General features: G+C 63.7%; 31 protein-coding genes. 18 read left to right on the top strand and 13 right to left on the bottom strand.

The window, feature by feature from the left end:
- Positions 1-43 precede the first annotated feature (43 nt).
- A complete protein-coding gene (locus LG047_RS02140) occupies positions 44-592 on the top strand; it encodes an SRPBCC family protein (RefSeq protein WP_227965048.1) in 549 nt (182 codons plus the stop codon).
- A 33-nt stretch (positions 593-625) separates the two neighbouring features.
- A complete protein-coding gene (locus LG047_RS02135; RefSeq protein WP_227965046.1) occupies positions 626-832 on the top strand; it encodes a hypothetical protein in 207 nt (68 codons plus the stop codon).
- 129 nt (positions 833-961) lie between these two features.
- Here the strand turns inward: LG047_RS02135 and LG047_RS02130 are convergent, their stop codons facing one another.
- Positions 962-1,558, bottom strand: a complete 597-nt coding sequence (locus tag LG047_RS02130) for a superoxide dismutase (protein WP_036281714.1) — start codon at positions 1,556-1,558, stop codon at positions 962-964.
- Positions 1,559-1,728: 170 nt separating this feature from the next.
- Positions 1,729-2,349: a hypothetical protein gene (locus LG047_RS02125; protein WP_227965044.1), complete on the bottom strand. Its 621-nt coding sequence runs from the start codon at positions 2,347-2,349 to the stop codon at positions 1,729-1,731.
- Between the two features lie 413 nt (positions 2,350-2,762).
- Between LG047_RS02125 and LG047_RS02120 the strand changes: the two genes are divergently transcribed.
- A complete protein-coding gene (locus LG047_RS02120; protein ID WP_036281709.1) occupies positions 2,763-3,248 on the top strand; it encodes a hypothetical protein in 486 nt (161 codons plus the stop codon).
- A 5-nt stretch (positions 3,249-3,253) separates the two neighbouring features.
- Here LG047_RS02120 and LG047_RS02115 read toward each other — a convergent pair whose 3' ends face one another.
- Genes LG047_RS02115 through LG047_RS02105 form a run of 3 tightly spaced genes read right to left on the bottom strand, consistent with a single transcriptional unit; the run spans position 3,254 to position 6,072 of the window.
- Complete coding sequence (locus LG047_RS02115) at positions 3,254-4,195, bottom strand: cyclic nucleotide-binding/CBS domain-containing protein (RefSeq protein WP_227965042.1); 942 nt, start codon at positions 4,193-4,195, stop codon at positions 3,254-3,256.
- 22 nt (positions 4,196-4,217) lie between these two features.
- The gene (gene xth, locus LG047_RS02110; protein ID WP_036281704.1) at positions 4,218-5,063 is read right to left on the bottom strand and encodes an exodeoxyribonuclease III; all 846 of its coding nucleotides are present in this window, start codon (positions 5,061-5,063) and stop codon (positions 4,218-4,220) included.
- Positions 5,023-6,072, bottom strand: a complete 1,050-nt coding sequence (locus LG047_RS02105; protein ID WP_227965040.1) for a YcjF family protein — start codon at positions 6,070-6,072, stop codon at positions 5,023-5,025. The genes xth and LG047_RS02105 overlap by 41 nt, the downstream gene beginning before the upstream one ends.
- 262 nt (positions 6,073-6,334) lie before the next feature.
- Between LG047_RS02105 and plsY the strand changes: the two genes are divergently transcribed.
- Both plsY and dprA read left to right on the top strand, forming a co-directional pair.
- Complete coding sequence (plsY, locus tag LG047_RS02100; RefSeq protein ID WP_227965038.1) at positions 6,335-6,928, top strand: glycerol-3-phosphate 1-O-acyltransferase PlsY; 594 nt, start codon at positions 6,335-6,337, stop codon at positions 6,926-6,928.
- Positions 6,925-8,199, top strand: coding sequence for a DNA-processing protein DprA (gene dprA, locus LG047_RS02095; RefSeq protein ID WP_227965036.1), 1,275 nt, complete (start codon positions 6,925-6,927; stop codon positions 8,197-8,199). Before plsY ends, dprA begins: the two co-directional genes overlap by 4 nt.
- 3 nt (positions 8,200-8,202) lie before the next feature.
- Here dprA and LG047_RS02090 read toward each other — a convergent pair whose 3' ends face one another.
- Entirely contained in the window at positions 8,203-8,457 is a 255-nt protein-coding gene (locus LG047_RS02090) for a hypothetical protein (RefSeq protein ID WP_227965034.1), read from the bottom strand.
- Positions 8,458-8,696: 239 nt separating this feature from the next.
- Between LG047_RS02090 and LG047_RS02085 the strand changes: the two genes are divergently transcribed.
- Positions 8,697-8,936, top strand: coding sequence for a hypothetical protein (locus tag LG047_RS02085; protein ID WP_144259497.1), 240 nt, complete (start codon positions 8,697-8,699; stop codon positions 8,934-8,936).
- 56 nt (positions 8,937-8,992) lie between these two features.
- Here the strand turns inward: LG047_RS02085 and ruvX are convergent, their stop codons facing one another.
- Positions 8,993-9,466, bottom strand: a complete 474-nt coding sequence (ruvX, locus tag LG047_RS02080) for a Holliday junction resolvase RuvX (RefSeq protein WP_036281693.1) — start codon at positions 9,464-9,466, stop codon at positions 8,993-8,995.
- Positions 9,467-9,601: 135 nt separating this feature from the next.
- On the opposite strand from ruvX, the gene gatC reads away from it, so the two are divergent.
- Genes gatC through LG047_RS02065 form a run of 3 tightly spaced genes read left to right on the top strand, consistent with a single transcriptional unit; the run spans position 9,602 to position 11,804 of the window.
- Positions 9,602-9,889 carry an Asp-tRNA(Asn)/Glu-tRNA(Gln) amidotransferase subunit GatC gene (gene gatC / locus LG047_RS02075; protein WP_036281691.1) on the top strand — a complete coding sequence of 96 codons (288 nt, stop codon included), beginning with the start codon at positions 9,602-9,604 and terminating at the stop codon, positions 9,887-9,889.
- Between the two features lie 44 nt (positions 9,890-9,933).
- Positions 9,934-11,424, top strand: a complete 1,491-nt coding sequence (gene gatA, locus LG047_RS02070) for an Asp-tRNA(Asn)/Glu-tRNA(Gln) amidotransferase subunit GatA (protein WP_227965032.1) — start codon at positions 9,934-9,936, stop codon at positions 11,422-11,424.
- Entirely contained in the window at positions 11,424-11,804 is a 381-nt protein-coding gene (locus tag LG047_RS02065) for a chorismate mutase (RefSeq protein ID WP_227965025.1), read from the top strand. Before gatA ends, LG047_RS02065 begins: the two co-directional genes overlap by 1 nt.
- On the opposite strand, the gene LG047_RS02060 is transcribed toward LG047_RS02065, so the two are convergent.
- Complete coding sequence (locus tag LG047_RS02060; protein WP_227965023.1) at positions 11,774-12,076, bottom strand: hypothetical protein; 303 nt, start codon at positions 12,074-12,076, stop codon at positions 11,774-11,776. The genes LG047_RS02065 and LG047_RS02060 overlap by 31 nt on opposite strands.
- A gap of 511 nt (positions 12,077-12,587) precedes the next feature.
- Here LG047_RS02060 and gatB point away from each other — a divergent pair.
- A complete protein-coding gene (gene gatB / locus LG047_RS02055) occupies positions 12,588-14,060 on the top strand; it encodes an Asp-tRNA(Asn)/Glu-tRNA(Gln) amidotransferase subunit GatB (protein WP_227965021.1) in 1,473 nt (490 codons plus the stop codon).
- 658 nt (positions 14,061-14,718) lie between these two features.
- Positions 14,719-15,081 carry a hypothetical protein gene (locus LG047_RS02050; RefSeq protein ID WP_227965019.1) on the top strand — a complete coding sequence of 121 codons (363 nt, stop codon included), beginning with the start codon at positions 14,719-14,721 and terminating at the stop codon, positions 15,079-15,081.
- Positions 15,082-15,215: 134 nt separating this feature from the next.
- Here LG047_RS02050 and LG047_RS02045 read toward each other — a convergent pair whose 3' ends face one another.
- A complete protein-coding gene (locus LG047_RS02045) occupies positions 15,216-15,611 on the bottom strand; it encodes a hypothetical protein (RefSeq protein WP_227965017.1) in 396 nt (131 codons plus the stop codon).
- A 242-nt stretch (positions 15,612-15,853) separates the two neighbouring features.
- Here LG047_RS02045 and LG047_RS02040 point away from each other — a divergent pair, with 242 nt between their 5' ends.
- The 4 genes from LG047_RS02040 (at position 15,854) to pyk (ending at position 19,286) form a co-directional block, all read left to right on the top strand.
- On the top strand, positions 15,854-16,000 hold the full coding sequence (locus LG047_RS02040) for a hypothetical protein (RefSeq protein WP_227965015.1): 147 nt from the start codon (positions 15,854-15,856) through the stop codon (positions 15,998-16,000).
- A 196-nt stretch (positions 16,001-16,196) separates the two neighbouring features.
- Positions 16,197-17,219: a porphobilinogen synthase gene (gene hemB / locus LG047_RS02035; protein ID WP_036281677.1), complete on the top strand. Its 1,023-nt coding sequence runs from the start codon at positions 16,197-16,199 to the stop codon at positions 17,217-17,219.
- A gap of 168 nt (positions 17,220-17,387) precedes the next feature.
- On the top strand, positions 17,388-17,810 hold the full coding sequence (locus LG047_RS02030; RefSeq protein WP_036281675.1) for a DUF1036 domain-containing protein: 423 nt from the start codon (positions 17,388-17,390) through the stop codon (positions 17,808-17,810).
- 48 nt (positions 17,811-17,858) lie between these two features.
- Entirely contained in the window at positions 17,859-19,286 is a 1,428-nt protein-coding gene (gene pyk, locus LG047_RS02025; RefSeq protein WP_227965003.1) for a pyruvate kinase, read from the top strand.
- 53 nt (positions 19,287-19,339) lie between these two features.
- On the opposite strand, the gene LG047_RS02020 is transcribed toward pyk, so the two are convergent.
- From LG047_RS02020 to LG047_RS02010, 3 genes are all read right to left on the bottom strand, one after another.
- Positions 19,340-19,552: a cold-shock protein gene (locus LG047_RS02020; protein ID WP_227965001.1), complete on the bottom strand. Its 213-nt coding sequence runs from the start codon at positions 19,550-19,552 to the stop codon at positions 19,340-19,342.
- 189 nt (positions 19,553-19,741) lie between these two features.
- Complete coding sequence (locus LG047_RS02015) at positions 19,742-20,227, bottom strand: GNAT family N-acetyltransferase (RefSeq protein WP_227964999.1); 486 nt, start codon at positions 20,225-20,227, stop codon at positions 19,742-19,744.
- Complete coding sequence (locus LG047_RS02010) at positions 20,224-21,015, bottom strand: inositol monophosphatase family protein (protein ID WP_036281669.1); 792 nt, start codon at positions 21,013-21,015, stop codon at positions 20,224-20,226. Before LG047_RS02010 ends, LG047_RS02015 begins: the two co-directional genes overlap by 4 nt.
- 146 nt (positions 21,016-21,161) lie before the next feature.
- Between LG047_RS02010 and LG047_RS02005 the strand changes: the two genes are divergently transcribed.
- Together LG047_RS02005 and LG047_RS02000 are read left to right on the top strand one after the other, a co-directional pair.
- Complete coding sequence (locus LG047_RS02005) at positions 21,162-21,455, top strand: hypothetical protein (RefSeq protein ID WP_227964997.1); 294 nt, start codon at positions 21,162-21,164, stop codon at positions 21,453-21,455.
- 400 nt (positions 21,456-21,855) lie between these two features.
- A complete protein-coding gene (locus LG047_RS02000) occupies positions 21,856-22,389 on the top strand; it encodes a DUF1465 family protein (protein WP_036281665.1) in 534 nt (177 codons plus the stop codon).
- A gap of 155 nt (positions 22,390-22,544) precedes the next feature.
- Here LG047_RS02000 and rpmE read toward each other — a convergent pair whose 3' ends face one another.
- Positions 22,545-22,775, bottom strand: coding sequence for a 50S ribosomal protein L31 (gene rpmE / locus LG047_RS01995; RefSeq protein ID WP_227964995.1), 231 nt, complete (start codon positions 22,773-22,775; stop codon positions 22,545-22,547).
- Between the two features lie 210 nt (positions 22,776-22,985).
- On the opposite strand from rpmE, the gene LG047_RS01990 reads away from it, so the two are divergent.
- A complete protein-coding gene (locus LG047_RS01990) occupies positions 22,986-24,032 on the top strand; it encodes a hypothetical protein (protein WP_227964988.1) in 1,047 nt (348 codons plus the stop codon).
- The last annotated feature ends 15 nt before the right edge of the window (positions 24,033-24,047 follow it).

The following is a 24,047-nucleotide window of genomic DNA, read 5'->3' as shown; positions in this document are numbered from 1 at the left end:
CGCGAGTCTTCCCCAGGCTCGCGCATCGACCGGAGTGGCGCGAATGACCCTGTTTCTGTTGCTTTTGCTCGGCGCGGTAAGCGCCCTGATCGCTTATATTTCCTTGCAGGCGGACACTTTCCGCATCGCGCGTTCGGCTGTCGTCAATGCGCAGCCCGAGGCCATCTACCCCGAGATAAACGATCTTCACAATTGGGAGCTCTGGTCGCCATGGGCGAAGCTCGATCCCAATCAGACGATCGCGTTTGAAGGCTCGCCGCTCGGCGCCGGGGCTATAATGTCGTGGTCCGGCAACAAAAAGGTGGGCGCCGGCAGGATGAAGATCATCGAGAGCACCCAGAACGAGCGGGTTCGGATCAAGATCGCGTTCCAGAAGCCGATGCAGGCCGTCAACGACGTCCAGTTCGATCTGAAGCCCGTGGGCGAAAACCAGACCGAAATCACCTGGGTCATGTCTGGCAAACACGAATTCATGGGCAAGGCCATGAGCGTTTTCATGAATATGGATAAGATCGTCGGGGGGCAGTTCGAACAGGGCCTCGCCAATCTCAAGGCGGTCGTCGAGGCGAAGCCGAAAGTTCTCGCGCCGTAACAGTGGCGCGATCGTAAAGAAAGGACATTCGTGATGAAATATCTTGCTCTTGCCGGCCTCGGCCTGCTGACATTCGCTGCAACGATGACGGCGCAGCCTGATGAAGCCAACGCCGTCGTCTGCGCACGCGGCGTCTATCGCGCCGGTTGCGCCGGCCCGCGCGGGGCAGCCGTCGTGCGCAGGGCGCCGGTATGCCGCTTCGTCTTCATCAACGGCGTGCGCGTGAGGCGCTGCTTTTAACCCGCCTGACCGTGGAACATTTTTTTAAAGGATCGGACGAAAGTCCGATCCTTTTTTTGTCGGCGCAAACATGGTCGAGAGCCGAGCCGCGCGGCGCGATTGGACGACCTTCGCGCCGCGCGCCGAAGTTTACACGGCTGCGTCGTACATTTCCTCGACGTGTTCCCAGTTCACGAGATGGTCGAGGAAGGCCTTGAGATAGTCGGCGCGGCGATTGCGGTAGTCGATGTAATAAGAGTGCTCCCATACGTCCGCGACGAGGAGCGGCGCGGCGCCGTGCACCAACGGATTTTCCGCGTTCGGCGTCTTGCGGATGGCGAGCTTGCCGTCTTTCATTTCGAGCCACACCCAGCCCGAGCCGAACTGCGCGAGGCCTTCCTTCTGAAAGTCTTCCTTGAACTTGTCGACCGAGCCGAACGACTCGACGATCAGCTTCTCGATCTTGCCGGGGATTGCGCCGCCGCCATTCGGCTTCATCCACTTCCAGTAGTGGTGATGATTGTAGTGCTGCGCGACATTGTTGAAGATCGGCGTGTTCCGATTGAAGGCCGTCACGATCACTTCCTCGATCGGCTTGCCCTCATATTCCGTGCCTTTGACGAGGTTGTTGGCGTTCGTCACATAGGTCGCGTGGTGCTTGTCGTGGTGGTACTCGAAGGATTCGCGCGACAAATACGGCTGAAGAGCGTCGTAGGCGTAAGGGAGGTCTTCAAGGGTGAAGGACATAATTCTCTCCTGACAAGGAATAGAGCTTCAAGGGCCCTGCGGTTAACTAGCTCCACCGCTTCGGTGCGGCAATATCGAAGAATAGCCGCGGCGCCCGATTTCGCGCCGTCGTCGCAAAAACAGAAAGGCCCGGCTCACGCCGGGCCCATCATTCCTTGTCTATCAGAGGCTCAGGCCGTCACGTCGGCCGGTTGTGCGGCCTTGTTCGCCTTCGCGCGAATGGCGAGCCACATCCCCACCACCAGCGCCACGAAGCCAACTCCGTAGAGGATGTATTCGATCATTCCCCAGAAGGTGTAGAGGCCAACCGTGAAGGGGAAGCGTGAGGTCCACTCGTTGCCGAGATCGTCACGCACCGTCACGATGCCGACGTAATGGCCGGCGTCCTTGAAGTCGTGCTCGAAAGTCATGATGCCGTTGCGGTAGACCTTCGGCTCCATGAAGAAGACGGTAGCGGCCTTCAGGTCGCCCTTCTCATTCGCCTCGCCGCCGACATCCTTGATCACGCGCACGCCGATAGCCATGTCGCGCAGCTCCTCGGAGACGGCTTCGAGCGCGATGACAGTCGGACCGGTCTGGGCGATGTCCTCGCAAAATTCCTGTTCTTCGCCCGAACGCTGATAGCCGATGAAGTGCATGGTATTGGGGCCGATGCGCAGGACGCATTCGTCCTGTTCGAGCTTCACGCCGCCATGCGCCAATGCGGCGGATGGCGCGAGATTGACGCCGACCGCGGCGATCAGGGTAAGAGCGGCGGCCGCAAGACCGCTTTTGAGCGACAAGCCCTTCATTAATGCGTCTCCATTGAGTTTCGGTAACCCCCGGACCGAGTGCCCCGGGGGGCGTGATGCATTGGCCCGCCGCTTTATCGGCCGATCAGCAGGAGGTTTGTATTAGGTGTGGATTATACTATGCGGCATCAAGACGCATCTTGAATAATTTTATAACATACTGATTTTTATATATAAAAAATAGAGCATCGACATTTCGGCCGCTGGCAGAAAATCAACATATTGAAAATTTGATATCAAGGTATCATATATATTGAGCCTATGCCTAAGGTCGCGCTTCTGCCGCGTCTACGGTCTTTATGTATATACAATGTAAAATAAAGTATTTGATTCCGACTGAAGCCTTGCCTTTCCCGGCATGCCTAGCCGCGCGTGTTGTGATACAACCGCACGGCTCGAATTGCGGGAACGACATGAAACGCAACTTGTCAGGATTGGGCGTCACGACGTCGGGGCTGCTGCTGGCGGCCGCGGGCGGATACGGCATGTGGTCCGGTTGGGATCTCATCCAGCTCGAGCGCGGTTGGAGCCTTTTCATCTCCGGCGCGGTCGCGCTGTCAGGCGGCGTGGTGACGATCGCGCTCGGCCGCGTCGTGGCGCATCTGGCGCGTCTTGCGCCGCAGGTCGCGAGCGACACGCCGGCGGTAATAGCTGCTCCTCCGGTTTCGACAGCCGCGCCGCCTGCGCCGCCGCCGAAACCGGCAGTTGCGGCAAAGCCGGTCGAAGCGCCGGCGGAAAAGCCCTTGGAAGAGCCGACGGAAGTCGATCGCTACACGGCGGGCGAAGCCACTTATGTGATGTATTCCGACGGCTCGGTGGAGATGCGCACCGCGACGGGGTCGGAGCGATTCTCCTCGCTGGCGGAGCTGCGCGCCGTCGCGGACGCGCGGAAGCAGTAAACCCGTCAGGAAGCGCCTGCGCCCCAGATCAGAAAGAGCGCGGCGTCGCCCGGAATCCCCTCGGGAAAGTCGATGATCTGCGCCGCGATCTTGAAACCCCGCGGCTGCAGCTCATTGCGCCAGCGCCGGAAAATGTCGGCAGGCTCGCCGCGCAGCGTCTCCGGCCAGTGATGATCGGGCGCGTTGATGGCGCGGCCGCCATCGGAACAAAGCTGCGAAGGAAAGCGGACCAGCATGTATTCGGTCAGACCGGCCGCGGCGTTGCGCCGGGCCTGATGCAACATCTCTCGCCATTGCCCGTCGGTCAGGCGCCGTTTTGCGAGTTCCCTGATGCGTTCGTCGCGTGATTCGCGGACGATCCGCTGACGTTCGGCGCGCTCTGCGTCCAGATTGCGCTCATGCGCCGCCACGAGCTCGCGAAACTCCTCCGCCGTGGCCACCGCGCAGCGATCGGTCGGTTCGGCATGCTGGGGCAGGGTGATGACGGGACGTGTGCGGCCGGCTTCCTGCGTCGCAGCGGCGGCGCTCATTGCATTCATCACCTCCTTGCGCAGCAGGAGGCCGATGATCCTGTCGCCATCGACAACGGGGATGCGTTTGAGCTTGCAGGACTCCATCATTCGCGCGATGTCGGCGAGCGCCGCCGTTTCGGGCACGGAAATCGCGGGCGTGGTCATCACATCGCGCAGCGCGCGGCCATTGGCGCGCAGTGGCGGCCGGCGGCGATTGCGCAACAGGAATTCGGGTATTTCGCCGAGGTCAGCGCCCGGCGCCTGGATCTTCTCTTCGAGATTGCTGCGTGTGACGATGCCGATGGGCGCGCGACGTTCGTCGACGACGGGAACCGCGCCGAGACCACATTCAGCGAGCAGCTTTGCGACATAGTCGAGATCAGCGTCGACGGTCACAAAGGGGAAGTCACTGTTCATCAGGTCGCGGGCGATCATTTGGCCTCCTGTCGCTCGATGCCTACTCCGACAGTTCGATCGTTACCGGCACATGGTCCGACGGCCGTTCCCAGCCGCGCGCTTCCTGCAGGACGTCCAGCCGCGAAAGCGCGCCGCCGAGCGCTTCGCTCACCAGAATATGATCGAGCCGTCGGCCGCGGTTGGACGCCGCCCAATCCGCTGCACGATAACTCCACCAAGTATAGAGCTTTTCGTCCGCCGGCACGAAATGACGCATCGCGTCTATCCATCTGCCGGCGCGAAAGACGTCCGTCAGCTTCTCGACCTCGACGGGCGTATGGCTCACGACTTTCAGCAGCGCCTTGTGGCTCCAGACGTCATGTTCGAGCGGCGCAATGTTCAGGTCGCCGACCAGCGCGACCCGGCCTTTCGTGACGCCTTCCGTTTCGATCCAGCTCTTCATTTCGTCGAGAAAATCGAGCTTGTGCGCGAACTTCGGATTGATCTCGACATCGGGCTCGTCTCCGCCCGCCGGCACATAGAAATTGTGCAGCATGATGGGCCCGCTCTTGGCCTCGATCTCGACGGCGATGTGGCGGGCGTCGCCTTTCTCGCAGAAATCGCGTTTCTCGACGAAACGCAGTGGCTTTTTCGAAACGACCGCGACGCCGTGGTAGCCCTTCTGCCCGTTGATCGCCACATGTCGATAGCCGAGCGCATGGAAATCCTTCATCGGAAATTCCGCGTCGCGGCATTTGGTTTCCTGCAGGCAGAGCACATCGGGCGCGCGCGTCTTCAGAAAATGCGCGACGAGCGGCATTCGCAGCCGCACGGAATTGATGTTCCAGGTCGTGATCTTCAAATCTTCAGCTCTTGGATTTGTCGCCGAACAGGAAGGGCGCGACATCGCCGACGGAAGGGGGCTTCTCGGCGACGAAGGGAGTAGGGCGGCACACCGCCATGGCGGAAAGTCCAACGCGCGCAGTGAGCAGGCCGTTCAGCACGCCCTCGCCGAGTTTCGCCGACAGGCGCGAGGCCACGCCATGGCCGATGACCTGCTGCAAGAGCGTGTCGCCCACGGCGACGACGCCGGTAATCGCGAGATGCGCGCCGACCGAGCGCGCGAGGCGGAAGAAGCCGAACAGGCCCGGCCGCCCTCCGTAGATTTCCGCCACACGGCGCATCAGGAAGATGACTTGTCCCGCAACGAAGATCACATCGAGCAAGGCGCGCGGGCTGACGGCCGTAACGACGGACACGCGCTTCGCCGCCGCGGCGATTTCGCGGCGCGCCTGATCGTCGAGCGGCCTGATGAGATTTCGCTCGGCGAGATCGATGAGATCGCGTCCGTCGATGATCTGCTTGACGTAATCGCCGACCTGCGCGCGCGCGCGCGCCATGTCGGGACGATGCTCGTAAATCTTGCAGAGTTCCGCCACATGTTCGCGAGCGGCCTTGCCGTCGTCGGCCGAATGGGCGTCGGCGAGCAACTTGTGCAATTTGGCGATGCGGTTCTGGCGCGCGATCGCCAAGAGTTCGCGCGTAAGGAAGACGAGCGCCGCCACGGCTGTCAGGGCCGCGAGCGCGAATCCGATCGTGCCCAGAACGAGAGAGCGGCTGAAGAGGTCTTCGACCAGGTTCCACGCCCAGACGGTCAGCCCGAGCGAAATGAGCCCGCTGAGCGCCGAGAAGAAAATCCCGCCCCATGAAAAGACGTAACGTCGCAGTAGCCCATTTGCCTGCGCCGCCGCGACGGCCGACTCGTCCCCGGTCATGCCGTCGACGAGCTCCGCCGCCTCACGGGCGAAAACATCGACGTCGGGCTCGATGACCTGCGGCTTGGCCTTGGTCGTCACCGTCTCGTCGCCCTGAAGTCGGAAGGCGCGTGGGCGCGGTTTGCGCTCTGAGTTGCTCATATCCTGTCCTGGCTTGTCGCTCCCCCCTTTACCGCTTTCGTCTCCAAAACGGGAGCGGCATCGGTCGGTCGGCGGCGGAACGACGGCTTTTTTTCTCCGTGCTTGCGCTTGCGCTCCATGTGGGGATAAGTGCGTCGTCGCGAAAGCGTCGCAGGGTTGCGCGAACATTGTAAACGCCGGGTTGCGGCGCAGCCGACGCTCCTTTAGCATCGCGCCGCCCCAGCAGGCGCTTCCACTCGCTCAGGATTTCGCGTTTCCGTCCATGGGTTCCTTCCTTCCCGACGCGCTCGCCCTCGTCATCGGCTATCTTCTTGGCTCCATCCCCTTCGGCCTACTGCTGACGCGCGGCGCCGGGACGAGCGACCTCCGCTCAATCGGCTCCGGCAATATCGGCGCGACCAATGTGCTGCGCACGGGACGAAAGGATCTCGCGGCGGCGACCCTCATTCTCGATGCGCTGAAGGGAACCGCCGCCGTGCTTGTCGGCGGGATGCTTTCGCCCGAGGGCGCGATGATCGCGGGTTTTGCCGCCTTCGTTGGCCACATCGCTCCGGTCTGGCTTAAATTCAAGGGCGGCAAGGGCGTCGCAACCTTCCTCGGCTGCCTGTTCGGTCTGCATTGGCCGACCGGTCTCGCCTTCTGCGCGGTGTGGCTGAGCGTGGCGGCGATCTCGCGCTACTCCTCACTCTCGGCCCTTGTCGCCAGCGCGGCGTCGCCCGTCCTGCTGTTCGCGCTGGGGCATGGCGGCGAGGCCCTCGTCGTTGCGGCGATGGCGGCGATGCTATGGCGCAAGCACAGTGAAAATATCGCCCGGCTGCGCGCGGGGACCGAAAGCCGCATCGGGCAGAAGGCATGAGCGGCGCGGCCCCGGGCGCGCGGCTCAGCGACGAGCAACTCGTCGACTGGCTCCGCCTGATCCGAAGCGAGAACATCGGGCCGCGCACTTTTCGACAACTCGTCAACCGCTTCGGCGGCGCTCGGGCGGCGCTGGAGGCGTTGCCGGACATTGCCGCGCGCTCGCTCCGCGGCCGCAGTATCCGCATCGCCCCCCGCGACGAGATAGTGCAAGAGATCGACCGCGCCCGAGCAATGGGCGTCCGCTTCGCCACGACGGGCGATCCCGATTACCCGCCGTTGCTGCGCGAAATCCCGGATGCGCCTCCTGTTCTGGCGTTGCGGGGGAGCAGCGAGGTCACACGCCGCGACGGCGTCGCCATCGTCGGCTCGCGCAACGCTTCCGCCGCAGGGCTCGCATTCGCCGAGCGTCTGGCGCGCGGCTTTGCAAGGGAGGACCTCGTCGTCGTCTCCGGTCTGGCTCGCGGCATTGACGCGGTGGCGCACCGGGCGACGCTGGACACCGGCACTATCGCCGTCCTCGCCGGCGGACAGGCGCGGCCCTATCCGGCCGAGCACGGCAGACTCATCGAGGAAATCGCCGAAAGGGGCCTGATCGTCTCGGAGATGCCGCTGGAGTGGGAGCCGCGCGGTCGCGATTTCCCCAGGCGAAACCGAATCATATCGGGGATCAGCCGGGCGACGGTCGTCGTCGAGGCGGCGCGGCGGTCCGGCTCGCTCATCACCGCGCGTTTCGCCAATGAGCAGGGGCGCGAGGTCTTCGCCGTGCCGGGCTCCCCGCTCGATCCGCGCGCGGAAGGAACGAATGACCTGATCCGCCAGGGAGCGACGCTCTGCGCGCGGCCGGAGGACGTGATCGCGGCGCTGGCGGAGGGCGCGGCAAAACCGCCCCGAGGCGAGCTTTTCGACGAGGATGAAGGGGCGGGCGCGGACGAGCCGCTTTTCGACGAGCTCGACCTCTTTCTTGCACAGGGCGCTTTCGCCTTCGAAGAAGGACCGCCGAGTCCCCTCTTCGCGGCGCCGGAGCCGGAGCTCGGGCCCGAAACAGCCTCGCCAGAGCCCTCAGCGCCAGTTCACGGGCGCGTGGTCGACCCGCATGAGGTCGTCCTGTCGCTGCTGGGGCCGTCGCCCGTCGCGGTGGACGAACTTATCCGCATCGCCGGGTTGTCCGCGCGCGAGGTTCACGGCGTGCTCGTGGAGCTTGACCTCGCGGGACGGCTGGAGCGTCACGGGACAAACGCCGTCTCGCTTGTTTACAATCAAAAGTTGTGATAATTAGCCGCGTTTGATCGGGGCGCCGCCGAGTTCCCGCGCGCGGATTTCAGCTTCGACACGTGCAAGATTGAGGAAATAGGCGAGCATGGGCATCTGGGAGCCGCCCGCAAGCTTCGCTAATTCTGCTGTCATATCAGCAATATAGCCAGCGAGCGCGGCTGTATCTTCATTGGACTGCGGCGCGACTGACGGCGGCGCGGCGTCGTGTTTGGCTCCCGCGCGCGCAGCGGAAATAGATGCGGTAGAACGCCCCATATTATAGCCTCCGGAGACCTGAAGCTCCTTGACGGACAGGCTTAAGCTTCAGAGTTTTCTAAGCTTTCTTTTCCTTTTTTCGTTTTGCAATGTCAACCAGCTAATGCACGCAAGACGCGAATTCTGGAAGTTCGGCGTTAACCGCCTATTTCTCAATAGGCGGCCAGGCTAAGAATGGATTGAGCTGAGCCGTTGAAAGACATGACCTTACGTTGCCCGTCCCAAGGAGGGACTCCAAAATGAGCACGAAGTCGATTTTGCTGAGCACACTTGGCGCTGTTGCGATGTTCACATTTGCCGGTTCAGCCGTCGCCGGCCCGGCGACCGCGACGCGCCCCGAATCGATCGGGCTGTCATCGCAAACAACGGCCGTTCACTACACCGGCCGGCATCATCACCACAGTGTTCGTCACCACCACCGCCACTGCCATGGCCATCACTGCCATAGCCACTCCCACCACCATCATCATCATCGCTGATGACGGCGGCGAGCCGGTAACCTCCGCCCCGCCGGCCACGGCGGGGTTTTCGTTTGTCAGGCCAGGCGGGAGAGCCGATCGAGCGCGCCTTGCAGGATGTAGGCCGCCGCCATGCGGTCCACGACCTCGGCGCGTTTGGCGCGGGAGGCGTCCTGAGCGATCAGCTCCCGCGTCACCGCCGCGGTGGACAACCGTTCGTCCCAAAAGACAAAAGGGATGGGCGTGAGCTTGCGCAGATTTCGCATGAAGGCTCGCGTCGCCTGCGCGCGCGGTCCCGCGGTCCCGTCCATGTTGAGCGGCAGGCCGAAAACCAGCGCCTGGACGTCGAAGTCCTGCGCGCGCTGGAGCAGCGCCCCGGCGTCCTGAGAGAATTTGACCCGCTTTATCGTGTCGAGCGGGGAGGCGAGCCGCCGCTCGACGTCCGAAAGCGCGAGGCCGATCGTCTTTGTCCCGAGGTCGAGCCCCATGAGACGGCCTTTCGCGGGGAGAACCCGGGCGACTTCCTCGATTGGCGTGGCTTCATCAGTCATGGCTCCCGCGCTAGCACGTCGGCCCCGGCGGATAAACCTCGGAGGCCGATTCTGCGGCTTTCCGCCGCCGCCGCATTGCGCCCCGAAAGCCCAAGCGCTATAGCGCCCTGAACCGATCATCGGGCGGAGCTAAACATGTCTGTCGATTCCGCGGTCGTTCGCCGCATCGCCCACCTCGCGCGCATCGCCGTCGAGGAGAATGAAGTCGAACGTCTCGGCGGCGAGATCAACGCCATACTCTCCTTCGTCGAGACTCTCAGCGCCGTCGACGTCGAAGGCGTCGAGCCGCTCACCTCCGTTCTGCCGATGCAGATGAAAAAGCGGGCCGACGTGGTGACCGACGGCGGCATTGTCGACGACATTCTCGCCAATGCGCCTGTGCGCGAGGACAATTATTTCGTCGTGCCGAAGGTCGTCGAATGAATTGGTCAACCGCTTCGACCGCCCTCGATATATAAAGAGACTCAATGTCCGATCTCACGCATCTCTCCCTCGCTGACGCGCGCGACGCGCTGAAGACGAAAAAGCTTTCGGCGGTTGAGTTGACGAAAGCGCATGTCGCCGCGATCGAAAAGGCGCGCGCGCTCAACTGCTACATCACCGAAACGCCGGAGCTCGCGCTCAGGCAGGCGGAGACGAGCGACGCGAAGCTGGCGCGCGGCGAGGGCGGGCCGCTCGAAGGCGTGCCGCTCGGCATCAAGGATCTGTATTGCTCGAAGGGCGTGCGCACGACGGCCGCGAGCCGCATCCTCGGCAACTTCACGCCCACTTATGAGTCGACCGTCTCGGCCAATCTTCTGCGCGACGGCGCGGTGACGCTCGGCAAATTGAACCTCGACGAATTCGCGATGGGTTCGTCGAACGAGACCAGCGCTTTCGGTCCCGTCATTTCGCCGTGGCGGCGCGGAGGCGATCCGTCGGCGAAGATCGTTCCGGGCGGTTCGTCGGGCGGCTCTTCGGCCGCCGTGGCGGCGCGTCTCTGCATGGGCGCCACCGCGACCGACACCGGCGGCTCCATTCGTCAGCCCGCCGCCTTCACGGGCACGGTCGGCATCAAGCCGACATATGGCCGCTGTTCGCGCTGGGGCATCGTCGCCTTCGCGTCCTCTCTCGATCAGGCGGGGCCGATCACGCGCACCGTGCGCGACGCGGCCATCATGCTGCGGTCGATGGCGGGACATGATCCGAAGGACACGACGAGCGTCGACGCGCCCGTGCCGGATTACGAAGCCGCGATCGGCGCCTCGGTGAAGGGCCGCCGGATCGGCGTGCCGAAGGAATATCGCCTCGATGGCATGTCGGCGGAAATCGCCGCCTTTTGGGATCGTGGCGTCGCCTGGCTGAAGGACGCGGGCGCGGAGATCGTCGAGATTTCGCTGCCGCACACCAAATATGCGCTGCCGACCTACTACATCATCGCCCCGGCCGAAGCGTCGTCCAACCTCGCCCGCTACGACGGCGTGCGCTATGGTCTGCGCGAGCAGGGCCGCGATATTATCGACATGTATGAGAAGACGCGCGCCAAGGGCTTCGGCGCAGAAGTGCGTCGCCGCATCATGATCGGAACCTATGTGCTCTCGGCCGGTTATTACGACGCCTATTACGTGCGCGCGCAGAAGGTGCGCAGCCTCATCAAGCGCGATTTCGACCAGGCGTTCGCTGCAGGCGTCGACGCGGTGCTGACGCCGGCGACGCCCTCCACCGCCTTTGCGCAGGGCGAGCAGGGTTCGAGCGATCCGGTCGAGATGTATCTCAACGACGTCTTCACCGTCACGGTGAACATGGCTGGCCTGCCGGGCATCGCCGTGCCGGGCGGACTCGCTGCGAACGGCCTGCCGCTCGGTCTTCAGCTCATCGGCCGACCCTTCGACGAAGAGACGCTCTTCTCGCTCGCCAGCGCCATCGAACAGGCGGCGCCGAAGATCGAGTTCCCGCAACCCTGGTGGCGCGAGGCCTGATGATGACCACGCCCGGCGCCGAAAAGGCCGCTGCCGATTCAACATTGCAGGCGCTTCAGGACGAGATGTCCGACGTGCGCCGCGTGATAGACGAGCTCGACGACGAGCTCGTCACGCTTCTCGCCAGACGTCAACGCCAGATCGAACGCGCCGCCAGAGTGAAGCCGGGTCTGGGCATACCCGCGCGCGCGCCGGAGCGCGTCGACGAAGTGCTGGCGCGCGTTCTGGGCGCGTCGCGTCGCGAAAGCCTGTCTGTCGAACTCGCGATGAATTTGTGGACGACCATCATCGAATGGTCGATCGAGTATGAAGAGCGGCTGATGGGCGACAAGGCGCCGAAGGGCGACGCTCAATCGTCAGACGGCGGCGAGCGCTCCTGATCCTCGGGGCGCTCAACGCGCTTCACCCGCACGAAGCCGTTGCGGATCGACCATTTGAGCATGCGTCGCGCCATACGGTCGGCGAGTGGAACATTGGGCGCGAGGATCCACAATCCAAGCGGCAGCATCCATAGCCCGAAGACGGGCAGGAAACTCAGAAAGCTGCCAAAGACAAAAAACACCCCCAGCGGAACGCTGACATAGGGCGGCGCGGCGCGCATGCGCGCAATCCAGCCCTTGCGCCTGTTTTTTCCGTTCGTCCTGTCGTCCATGCAACCAACCTGTCAGCGGCGGCGCCACGATTTCAATCCGGCGCCGATTTATCAAGCGATCCGATCGCTGCGGGTTCGCGGCGCTTGCGAGAGATCCGTCTCGCGTCGGCAAGCTTCGGGCTCGGCGCGATGAAACGAGGCCTCGCGCCGCTCCGTCTCTGCGGCCCGACTGTTGCGACGGCTTTGGCGGCCCTGCATAGAGCTCACGGTCTTCGCCGTACGGGCTTTATATAGGGGGTGGATCGGGAATCGGTCCAGAAAAAGCCCGCTGGCGGCGTTTACAGGGCGTCCGGGGCGAGCAGACGATCGGTTTGCCGCTCGCGGCGACCGCCTCGACGAAGCGTGACGACGGGTCTTTGCGGCGAGGGCGAGGCTGACGAATGGCGAACCCGCCAAATCAGACATCCGGGGGCGCCTGCTCTTGCCGCTTTCCGCGGACGCCGCCTCTGGTTTATATCCGGCGCAGCAGGAAAACAGACGGCGTCCGCCGTCACGAAAGATGGGCCTTCACATGACCACAGCGCAGCCGGCTCCCTCGAAACTCATAAAAGGCGCAACCGGCGACTGGGAAGTCGTCATCGGCATGGAAATTCATGCGCAGGTGACGAGCAAGGCCAAGCTCTTCTCCGGCGCCTCCGCCGAATATGGCGGCGCGCCGAACGATCATGTCTCGCTCGTCGACGCGGCGATGCCCGGTATGCTGCCGGTGATCAATGAGGAATGCGTCAAGCAGGCGATCCGCACGGGGCTCGGCCTCGAGGCGCAGATCAACCTGCGCTCCATCTTCGATCGAAAGAACTACTTCTATCCCGATCTGCCGCAGGGCTATCAGATCTCGCAGTACAAATATCCGATCGTGGGCGAGGGCGCGGTCATTGTCGACGTGTCGCCGACCGAGCGCATCACTGTCGGCGTCGAGCGCCTGCATCTCGAACAGGACGCCGGCAAGTCGCTGCACGATCTCTCCGCGACGGAAAGCCACGTAGACCTCAACCGTAGCGGCGTCGCGCTGATGGAGATCGTCTCCAAGCCCGACATGCGTTCGGCGGAAGAGGCGCGCGCATATGTCACCAAGCTGCGCGCGCTGCTGCGCTACATCGGCTCCTGCGACGGCAATATGGAGCAGGGCTCGCTGCGCGCCGATGTGAACGTCTCCGTGCGCCGTCCGGGCGAACCTCTCGGCACGCGTTGCGAGATCAAGAACGTCAATTCGATCCGCTTCATCGGTCAGGCGATCGAGGTCGAAGCGCGTCGCCAGATCGGCATTCTCGAGGACGGCGGCAAGATCGATCAGGAGACGCGTCTCTTCGACCCCGGCAAGGGCGAGACGCGCTCCATGCGCTCGAAGGAAGAAGCGCATGACTATCGTTATTTCCCTGACCCCGACCTGCTGCCGCTCGAGTTCGATCAGGCCTATGTCGATGCGCTGAAAGCCGGTTTGCCGGAGTTGCCCGACGCGAAGCGCGCGCGTTTCATCGAGCAGTATGGCCTGCCGCCGTATGACGCCGGCGTGCTGGTGATGGAGCGGGCGAGCGCCGACTTCTTCGAGGAGACGGCGAAGGGACGCGACGCCAAGCTCGCAGCGAACTGGGTCATCAACGAACTCTTCGGCCGCCTCAACAAGGAAGGTCTGGATGTGACGCGTTCGCCCGTGTCCGCGCAGGCGCTCGGCGCGATCGTGGAACTCATTTCCAGCAACGTCATCTCCGGAAAGATCGCCAAGGATCTCTTCGAGATTGTCTGGAGCGAAGGCGGCGATCCGAAGGAGATCGTCGAAGTGCGCGGTATGAGGCAGGTGACCGACACGGGCGCGATCGAGGCCGCCGTCGACGCCGTCATCGCCGCCAATCCCGACAAGGTCGAGCAGGCGAAGGCGAAGCCGACGATGCTCGGATGGTTTGTCGGACAGGTGATGAAGCAGACTGGCGGCAAGGCGAATCCGCAAGCCGTGAACGATCTGCTGAAGAGCAAACTCGGCATCTGACCAGCGCGGATTTTTCCGTGAAACGAATCACTGACGACGACGTGTTGCGCGATTTTTCATCTCGCGCACGCGTCGCGGCGAAGATTTTTGCGTCTCTTCGCGCCCTGCGCACAATTTTTTTTTGCTGCGATGGAGTCGCAACATTGCGTTCGTCGACGTGCTGGCGGCTCTCTCGTCGAACTGCGCGTCATGACTTTTCTCATGCCCGCAAGTACACGGGTCTCACGCGTCGTCCGCACGCCCTGGATCTCTGAACGACAAGTGCGCGCGTGATCTTCGCAAGCGCCGGCGACTTTCGCGCGGCGAGTAATGATCGCAAAGAAAATCAAAGAATTGATGCGCCGCGTCGTATGTGTCGCAACAGCGCCCCTGGCGCTTTGCAATGCGTCGCCGGGCGCGTCCGCGTTGCGCTGCGAGGGGTTGCTCTCGCGAAGAAATGGCGTGCGCAATTCATTCACGACAGCATCCGCGAAGCCTGTCGACACGAGTTTCAGAACGCAATTGTTCATCGTCGAAGATCGCACAAATGGTCGCGACGCGCGTTGTTGCGGTTACTTCATGCGACGCGCCACTTGAACGACTGATTAACCACGTTACGCTATTTGCGCGTATTGTCGGTCGACCAGGTTTCCGGCAATTCGGATCAAGGGGACTTATTATGGCGAAAGCTACAACGAAGCGTAAGCCGGCCAAGAAAGCGGCGGCCAAGAAAGGCGCGCGCAAAGGCGCGACGAAGAAGGCTGCTACGAAGAAGGCCGCGACCAAGAAGCGCGGCGCGACCAAGAAGGCCGCCGCCAAGAAGAGCGTGCGCAAGGCCGCTACCAAGAAGACCGCTCGCAAGGTTGTCCGCAAGGCGGCGACCAAGAAGCGCGCCGTGACCAAGAAGACGACCGCGAAGAAGGCGACCGCCAGGAAGAGCGCCGCCAAGAAGACGACGCGCAAGGCTCCCGCGAAGAAGCGCGCTCCCCGCAAGGCGAAAGTGATGGTTCCGCCGGCCGCGCCGACCGAGGGCGACGCCTGAGTCGAGGCGACTTCGCCATGCGTGATCGCAAGGTCACGCGCCGTGATCGCGCCATCGCGCAAATCATCGCCCGGGGAAAGCGTCGTGCCGACGCCTCCTCGGGCGATACTTTTTTCAGGGTCGCGTAACCCGCCTCAGCGCGTCAGACATTCGGTCGCGAAGTCGCGCCACATCGGCAGGCCGGTCTTCGTCTTGCGCTTCAGAGCGTCCCATTCCTCCGCGCAGGCGCGCATCTGTTCTCGTGACGCGCGTGGCAGCAATGGCGGCGGCTTCGATGTGTCGATTGGCGGTTCGGGCGCAAGTTTCTTCGCGCCCGCCGAAGGCGACGTGGCGGTTGGGGGAGCAGTCTCGTCAGTTGGCTTAGGACGAGGGGCAGGGCGGTTCGCCTCCGCCGGCGCCGCTGGCCGCTGCTGCTGTTTCGGCGAGGGGCTCTTCGTCGTCGCCGCATGCCCCGGCCCGCTCGGGCACATCGCTGCGCCGATGCAGAGCGTGATCATGATCATCTGCTGACGCCGCGCGGCGAAACCCATCTCTCATCCTCGCGCAATCCATGGCGGCGCTTCTCCGTTATAGGCCGAGCAGGGAGAGATACGGAAGATCGAAGACGCGAAATCTGTTTGCCGAACCTTTGCGCCGACGCGCACAAGGCGCCTTCGCTGACGGCGTCAAAAGGCGATTGATTAAATATAGCGGCGCTAAAATTCACGTTCGTTGTCAATTTGCTTGGCGCGCGCCGCTCGCGCGGGTCGAGCGATCGCCGGGAAACACGATCGTGGCCGACTCCGCCTTTTTCGTTGCAAGCGCTCCGCGCGATCTCGGCGTCGTTCGGGCGCAGAACGCCTGGGTCGGCGTATCGGCCGGCTCCGACAATGCCCCGCGTCTCGTCAACGCAAACCCGTTGTTCAAGGGCGCGCCTTAGGTCACGGCGCCCTGGCGGCGTTCCGGGCGCATCGCGCCGGCTTGAACGGAGCGCCCCGGCGCGCGCCACAGATCGCGGGCGCTTCGCGCATCTTGCGGCGCGCACTATCTATTTTAATGCAGAACCTTGCGCTCGCGGGCCGATTATTGACCGCGCCGATGTGCGTGTTAGAGCGTCTGCGTCAACGGAGGCGAGAATGACGGACAGCGACAAGACCAGCGCGTCGACGCGATTGAAGCTCACGCGGCGGCCGCGTCGCAATCGCAAGAGCGATTGGTCGAGACGACTGGTGCGCGAGCACATGATCGACGTTTCCAACCTCATTTGGCCGATCTTCCTGATCGACGGCGAGGGACGGCGCGAAGAGGTCGCCTCCATGCCCGGCGTGCATCGCTATTCGGTTGATCTTGCGACGCAGGCCGTTGCGCATGCGGCATCCCTCGGCGTGCCGGCGGTGGCGATCTTCCCCAACACAGATCCGAAGCTGCGCGACGAAGACGCGAGCGCCGCCCTCGATCCCGAAAATCTTGTCTGTCGCGCATGCCGCGCAATAAAGGCGACGACGCCCGACATCGGCATCATTACCGATGTGGCGCTCGATCCTTATACGAGTCACGGTCATGACGGACTGCTGGTCGGCGACGAGATCGTCAATGACGCCACCGTGGCCGTCCTCGCCAGGCAGGCCGTGACGCAGGCTCGCGCCGGCGCCGACGTCATCGCGCCTTCGGACATGATGGACGGACGCATCGGCGTCATTCGCGCCGCGCTCGACGCCGAGGGCTTCGAGAATGTTCAGATCATGAGCTACGCGGCGAAATACGCCTCCGCCTTCTACGGCCCGTTCCGCGACGCGATCGGCACGAACAAGACGCTGCGCGGCGACAAACGGACCTACCAGATGGACCCCGCGAATTCCGACGAAGCGCTGCGCGAGGTCGAACTCGATCTGGAGCAGGGAGCCGACATGGTGATGGTGAAACCCGGCATGCCCTATCTCGACATCGTTCAGCGCGTCGCGCAAACCTTCCACGCGCCGACCTTCGCCTATCAGGTGTCGGGCGAATACGCGATGATCATGGCCGCCGCCAGAAACGGCTGGCTCGACGAGGAGCGCGCGATGATGGAGAGCCTGCTGGCGTTCAAGCGCGCGGGCGCCTCCGGTGTCCTGACCTATTTTGCGGTGCGCGCGGCGGAGCTACTGCGGGGCGAGCGATAGGCCGTCGTACCTCGGCCCCGTTCCCTCAAGTGAGGGGCGAAGGGCGCGCGCGGCGCATTGAAGGCTAGACAAATCCTCCCTCGCGTGGTTTGCCTCTGGGTCGGTCTGGCCGCCCGTCGCGCGGGCGAGTCGGGCTGTCACACGTCTTTCCCACGCATAGTAAGAGACATGTCCCGACGCGCTATTTTCCTTGCCGCCCTGCTGGTTGCCGCCGGCCTGGCCCCGGCGCGCGCGGATTTTCGCCTGTGCAACAACACGACGACGCGCGTCAGCGTCGCCATCGCCTATACGGACGGCAAGAACTGGCTATCCGAAGGGTGGTGGAACCTGCGCCCGACCGCCTGCGAGACACTGCTGCGCGGGCCGCTCGCCGCCCAGTATTACTATGTCTATGCGATGGACGAGCGCGGCGGCGAGTGGAAGGGCAAGGCCTTCATGTGCACGCGGGACCGCGAGTTCCGCATCGACGGCAGGGAAGACTGCTTCGCGCGCGGCTATGAGCGCACGGGCTTCTTCGAGATCGACACCGGGCGCGACGCCAAAAGCTGGACGGTGCAGCTCACCGACCCCAACGCCGCCCCGGCGCAGTAAGCAGAGCCGCCGAAAGAGCGGCTCACACGAACAGGATTTGGAACGGTCATGAGAAGGTTGCGTCGGGTCAAGATCATCGCCACGCTCGGTCCGGCGACTGTCGACAAGGCGGTCGTCGCGGGGCTGGTGCGCGCCGGCGCCGATGTGTTCCGCATCAATATGAGCCACACCGACCATTCGGGGCTCGCGAGCTATGTTCGCATGATCCGCGAGATCGAGGCCGAGATGTCGCGGGCGATCGGCATTCTCGTCGACCTGCAGGGCCCGAAATTGCGCATCGGCGCTTTCGACGAGGGCTCCGTCCATCTGCGCAAGGGCGACGTTTTCGTCTTCGATTCCGACCCGACGCCCGGCAACGCCACCCGCGTGCGGCTGCCGCATCCGGAAATTCTGGCGGCGCTCAAGGTCAACGACACGATTCTCATCGACGACGGCCGCGTGCGGCTGCATGTCGTCGAGACGACGCCCGAGCGCGCCCATGCCGTGGTCGACGTCGCCGGCCGCCTGTCGAACCGCAAGGGCGTGAGCCTGCCGGACACCGAAATTCCGATCACCTCCATGACCACCAAGGACCGCGCCGATCTCGACGCGGCGTTGAAGGAGGGCGTCGATTGGGTGGCGATTTCCTTCGTTCAGCGTCCCGAGGACGTGATCGAGGTGAAGCAGATCACTCAAGGCCGCGCCCTGGTGATGGCGAAGATCGAGAAGCCGCAGGCGATCCATCGCCTTGAAGAAGTGATCGAAGTCTCCGACGCGCTCATGGTGGCGCGCGGCGACCTCGGCGTCGAGGTGCCGCTCGAGCGCGTGCCGGGCCTGCAGAAGCGCATCAACCGCTCGGCGCGCCGCCTCGGCAAACCGGTCGTGATCGCGACGCAGATGCTCGAATCGATGATTCTTTCGCCGCTGCCGACGCGCGCCGAAGTCTCCGACGTGGCGACCGCGGTGTTCGAGGGCGCGGACGCGGTGATGCTCTCGGCCGAGAGCGCCGCCGGCCAATATCCGCAAGACGCGGTGGCGACCATGAGCCGCATCGCGGAGGAGGTCGAGACGGACGCCTTCTACCGCTCGATCATCAACGCCCAGCGCGGCGAACTGCCGAACCCCACTTCCGCCGACGCCATCGCCGTGGCGGCGCGCGACGTCGCTCAGACGCTGCACTCCAAGGCGATCTGCGCATGGACGTCATCCGGCTCGACGGCCCTTCGCATCGCCCGCGAGCGTCCGATGTCGCCGATTCTGGCGCTCACGCCCAAGCGCGACACGGCGCGACGGCTCGCGCTCGTCTGGGGCGTTCACGCGCTGGAGACGCGCGACGCGGCGGACATCGAGGACATGGTGAATCGCGCCTGCGAATATTCGAGGAGCGAAGGCTTTGGCAAGGAGGGCGATCGCGTGATCATTGTCGCCGGCATGCCGTTCGGCTCGCCCGGCGCGACGAACATGATCCGCATCGCGCATGTCGGCGACAAGCCGTAGAAAAGCGAAAGTCCGGGGCCGTCGCCGGCGCCCGGACTTGCATTATTCCCGGATCAGCTCTGGATCTGAAGGTTGTCGGCCGAGGACTTTCCGCGGCGGGTGTCGACGACGACTTCGTAGCTAACCTTTTGACCTTCGAGGAGATCGCGCAGGCCTGCACGCTCCACGGCGCTGATGTGGACGAACACGTCGGCTCCGCCCGCGTCAGGCTGGATAAAGCCGAAACCCTTCTGCGAATTGAACCATTTTACGGTGCCAGTGGCCATAGCCTGTCCTTTCAAGACGTAAAGGGGCCGCCCCGAGTGTGAGGCGCCCGCCCAATCGAAGTTTTGGTGGAATGTCAGTCGCCGCGCGTCTTGAGACGGGAAAGCAAGATCGTTCGGCCGAAACCCGATGGAGCAAATATAGCGCTCGCGCGTCCGAAGGAGAAGCCCGCAGACGGCGATTTGGCAATTTCAGCGCGAACCGCGCCACTCCATCATTATTGTCGCGCGTCCCGAGAGCGTATTGGCGCCGCGCCCGACCTGAACGAAGCCGCGACGTTCATAGAATCGGATCGCGCGCGCGTTGTCGGCGTTCACGTCGAGGCGGACGACGCCGGGGGAGGCTGCGCGCGCGGCCTCCATCAACATTTCGCCGAAACCTTCGCCGAAATGCGCCGGGCCGACGCAAATCTGGTCCAGCCAGCCCGTATTCGGATTGATGATGACGAATCCGGCCAGAGCTGGCGGGTCGTCCGCGAAAAGGCAGAGCGTGACGGCGCCGTCGGTTTCGAGCGACGCAATCTGACGCGTCAGCCAGTCGCGACGCGCGTCGAAGTCGATCTCGGGAAAAGTGGCGCGCCAGGACGCGACCCAGAGATCGAGCATCGCCGGCAAATCGCCGTCGCTCCGCGGGCGCAGACTCGCTGAAAGCGTTCGCTCGGGCAGGGCGGCGGTCACGCTTTCCTCAATACGTCCAGGAGCTGCCGATGGATCGTCTCATTGCCGGCGCAGACCTCGCCCTTCGTCAGCATGTCGCCGCCGCCGGAAAAATCGGAGACGAAACCGCCCGACTCGCGCACGAGCATGATTCCCGCTGCGACGTCCCACGACCGGATGCCGCGCTCCCAATAGCCGTCGAATCGCCCGCAGGCGACCATGGCGAGATCCATCGACGCGGCGCCGAGACGGCGGATATTGCCGATCTTGGCCATGCCGGCGGCGAGCTCGCGTTTGAAGGATTCGTGATCGCGTGCGCGGGCCAGCGGTGGAATCCCGCAGGCCACCATCGACTCCGACAGCGAGCGCCGGGCCGCAACCCGCATGCGGCGGTTGTTGAAATAGGCGCCCTGGCCCTTTTCGGCCACGAACATTTCGTCGGTCGCCGGATTGTAAACGAGTCCGGCGACAAGCTGCCCCTCGCGCTCCAGCGCTACCGAGACGGCGAAAATCGGCACCCCATGCAGAAAGTTGGACGTGCCGTCGAGCGGGTCGATATGCCAGGTGTGGCTCTTGTCGGCTCCTTCGATCGAGCCGCCTTCCTCCATGATGAAACCATAGCCGGGGCGGGCCTTCGACAACTCCTCGAAAAGCGTCTTCTCGGCGCGTTTGTCGGCGGCGGTGACGAAATCGCCCGGGCCCTTGACCGAGACCTGGAGATTTTCGACCTCGCCGAAATCACGTTTGAGACCACGACCGGCCTTGATGGCGGCGGCGGTCATCACATTCATCAGCGCGGAACGAATCATTCTTCATGCCTCGGGGGGACATCGTCGGGGGAGGAGGGTTCCAATGCCCCCCAGGCGTCGGCGCGTCAAGCGTGGGGCGGCCACAATCGTCAAATCGTCAAGCTTTACGGATTTTAAATGGAATAACGCGCATTTTATGGGCCTCGATGCAGAAGGAGTTCGCAGCATTGTCGATTGATGTCGGTTACGACCCGTCGACGTCTCCCTCACGTCCCCGGGCCCTGGTCGAACACTACCGCGCCTCCCTCTACGAAGAGCAGGCGCACAGGTCGGCGCCGGCTCCGCAGCGGCGGCCGCGGCCTTTTCCCCGCCTGAGCATGGGCCAGGTGGTGCGCGCCGCGCTCCTGATGATCGCCTGCCTCGGGTTGGCGCAGCTTGTTCAGGTCGGACAAGCCAGCGCCGAGAAGTCGCCTGCGCCCGGACAAATGCAGGTCAAATAAATCCCCGACAGATCGGCGGTGCGACGCATAGCTCGCACCGTCCTTTATCACGTCGCGGCCGGATTCAGCCGGTCAGGGCGCGACGCGAGGATTTTTTACTAAAATCGCGCGCGTTAACCTTAAATTAACAAGTTGCGCGCAGCTTTGGAGTCGTCCCTCGCGGACTCGAGTGGCATCTTCTCCACTCGTCCTTGATGCCTCCCTGTCAAGAAGCCTTGAGAGCCGCAGTCGCGGCTCTCTTTTTGCGCGCCCGGCGCCCGGCGGATTTCTCCGCGCAAGGGCGCCAGCCCGTTAAGGTTAAAGAAGAGCTAAGCAAGCGCGCCCGCTTCAATTGGGTTACAGTCCTCATGCATCGAGTTCAACCGGGAGGCGATCCCGGCATCATCTGCGTGAGCGTCTCATGGGTCGTGTCAATGACAGTCTGAACGACAGGGCGGAACCCGTCTCCTTCGTTGAAAAGCTTGCGGGCTCCGAGGCTTTCGGCGCCATGTTCCGGGAGGGGATGGGCCTTGTCGAGGAGGCTGCGGCCTATCTCGACGGCCCCGGCCGCGAAGAGGCCAAGTCGCTTCCCCGCGCCGAGGCGCTCGCCTACGCCGCCGAAAGCATGCGGCTCACGACGCGACTGATGCAGATCGCGTCATGGCTTCTTCTGCAGCGCGCGGTCAATCAGGGAGAGTTGACCCGCACGCAGGCGGCCAGCGACCGGCACAGGGTCAAGCTGCATCAGCAGGAATTGGCCTCCGCGCCTGACCTCTTCAACCGCCTGCCGCAGCGGCTGCGCGATTTGTCCCTGCACTCGCTGCGCCTGCAGGCGCGCATCATCCATCTCGATCAACTGTTTTACGCGCCCGCCGAGCTCACGGTGGAGAAAATGCCGCCGGCGAGCCCGGTGGAGGCGCAACTGGCCAAGCTGCGCGAGGCGTTCGCGCAATAACAGCCGGCGTTCATGTCGGTCGGCTCAAATGGCGGCGGGAAGAAATTTCCGCCGCCTTTTTTGCTGCATCCCCGCCGACGATGGCCGGCCACGAAAAAAAAACGCCGGAGCGGCGGACGCTCCGGCGTTTTTTCGATCTGCAGGATCGGAGTCGGTTACTTCTTGCCGAAGCTCATGTTGCCGAAGCGCGAATTGAAGCGCGACAGGCGGCCGCCACGGTCGAGCAGCTGGGTGGTGCCGCCGGTCCAGGCCGGATGGGTCTTGGGGTCGATGTCGAGGTTCATCGTGTCCCCTTCCTTGCCCCAGGTCGAGCGGGTGACATACTCGGAGCCGTCGGTCATCACGATCTTGATCGTGTGATAGTCGGGGTGGATTTCCTTTTTCATCGTGATGCGTCCTTCCTGCGACTAAAACGGCGACGCCCCGCAACGCGGGGCGGCCGGTTGAACCTGACGGATTTGGCTGCGCTCTTAGCGCAAAGCGGCGGATTCGGCAAGATCGCGCATTGCCGGAGCGCTTCAGGCGCCGTCGCGCCCGACTTGAGCGTTTGACGTCGATGGCGCAAAAGGACCCGAAAGGGGCCGGGAGCGGGCAATTTGCGGATAACGATAATCGGGGGGTCGAATTCGGGCCCGCAAATCGGCTGGACCGCCGCCTTGAGGAAAATGGCGCCGGAGCATCAGTTCGACAACCGGTTTCTTGGAGCGGTTGGATCGCTTTTCGGACTGGTGCGCCTTCTCGGGATGAGCCGGGAAGCCGGCCCCAAGCCGGACGCAATAATCTTCGAATACACGCTCAACGACTCGTTGTGGCAGGCCGGGGGCAACGTCTCGCTTCAGGTGATCGAGGAGACGCTGCACGACGTCGCGACCCTTTGCGCGCGCGAGGGCATAGGCTTGCTGTTCCTGTGCCTGTGCGTGCGCCCCGCGGAGGGGGAGGGCGAGTCGGTCGGCTCGCTCTTCATGGACGGGCTGTATCGCGGCGTTGCGCGGGCGCGCGGCGCCGATTGCCTCTTTCTCGGCGACATTTTGGGCGTGATCGAAGGCGGCCAGTATTCCGACGCCCTGCACCTGGGCCCCAAGGCCTCCCATCGCGTGGCCGAGGCCTTGGCGGCGCGTCTTCGCGCGCCGATCCCGGTCCCGCGGGGCGCAAGGCGCAGCCTTTGCTTTTCCTATATCGATGCGACGCAGGCGGGCCAGGAAGGTCCGGCGAGACTCACGCGGATCAAGACGCCGGTGTTCGAAGGCCCCTTCATCGAACTCGCGCCCGGCGGCGCGAGCCGTTGGCGGGCGCACGGCCGCCTTGTCGCGCTGATGGTGCGCTCGACGGAATTCAGCGGATATTACCGGATAAAGTCGGGGGATTTTGTCATTCGCAAGAACGCGCAATCCGCCGCGCGCGATGACCGTCCCCAGCTGATGATCCTGCACTATGTTGCGCAGGAAATCGTCGGCAATTCCGAAATAATCGTCGATCTGCCCGCCTCGGAGGCCGAACTCATGAAGCTGCCGAGCGATCTGACACTGATGGACAAGGAGCCGTCCAGGCCATTTGCCGAGCAGAGGTTCGAGATCGGCGGCATTGTGATCTATCGGCCGCGCTCACGCCTGCGGCGCTGGATCGACGCGCTGATCGCCCGATAGGGAAAGATTCGCGAC

Origin of the sequence: Methylocystis sp. WRRC1 (genome assembly GCF_020733155.1) — a bacterium.
GTDB lineage: Bacteria > Pseudomonadota > Alphaproteobacteria > Rhizobiales > Beijerinckiaceae > Methylocystis.
Note: the sequence above shows the minus strand (reverse complement) of the source record. Positions and strands in the feature narration are given on the sequence as shown.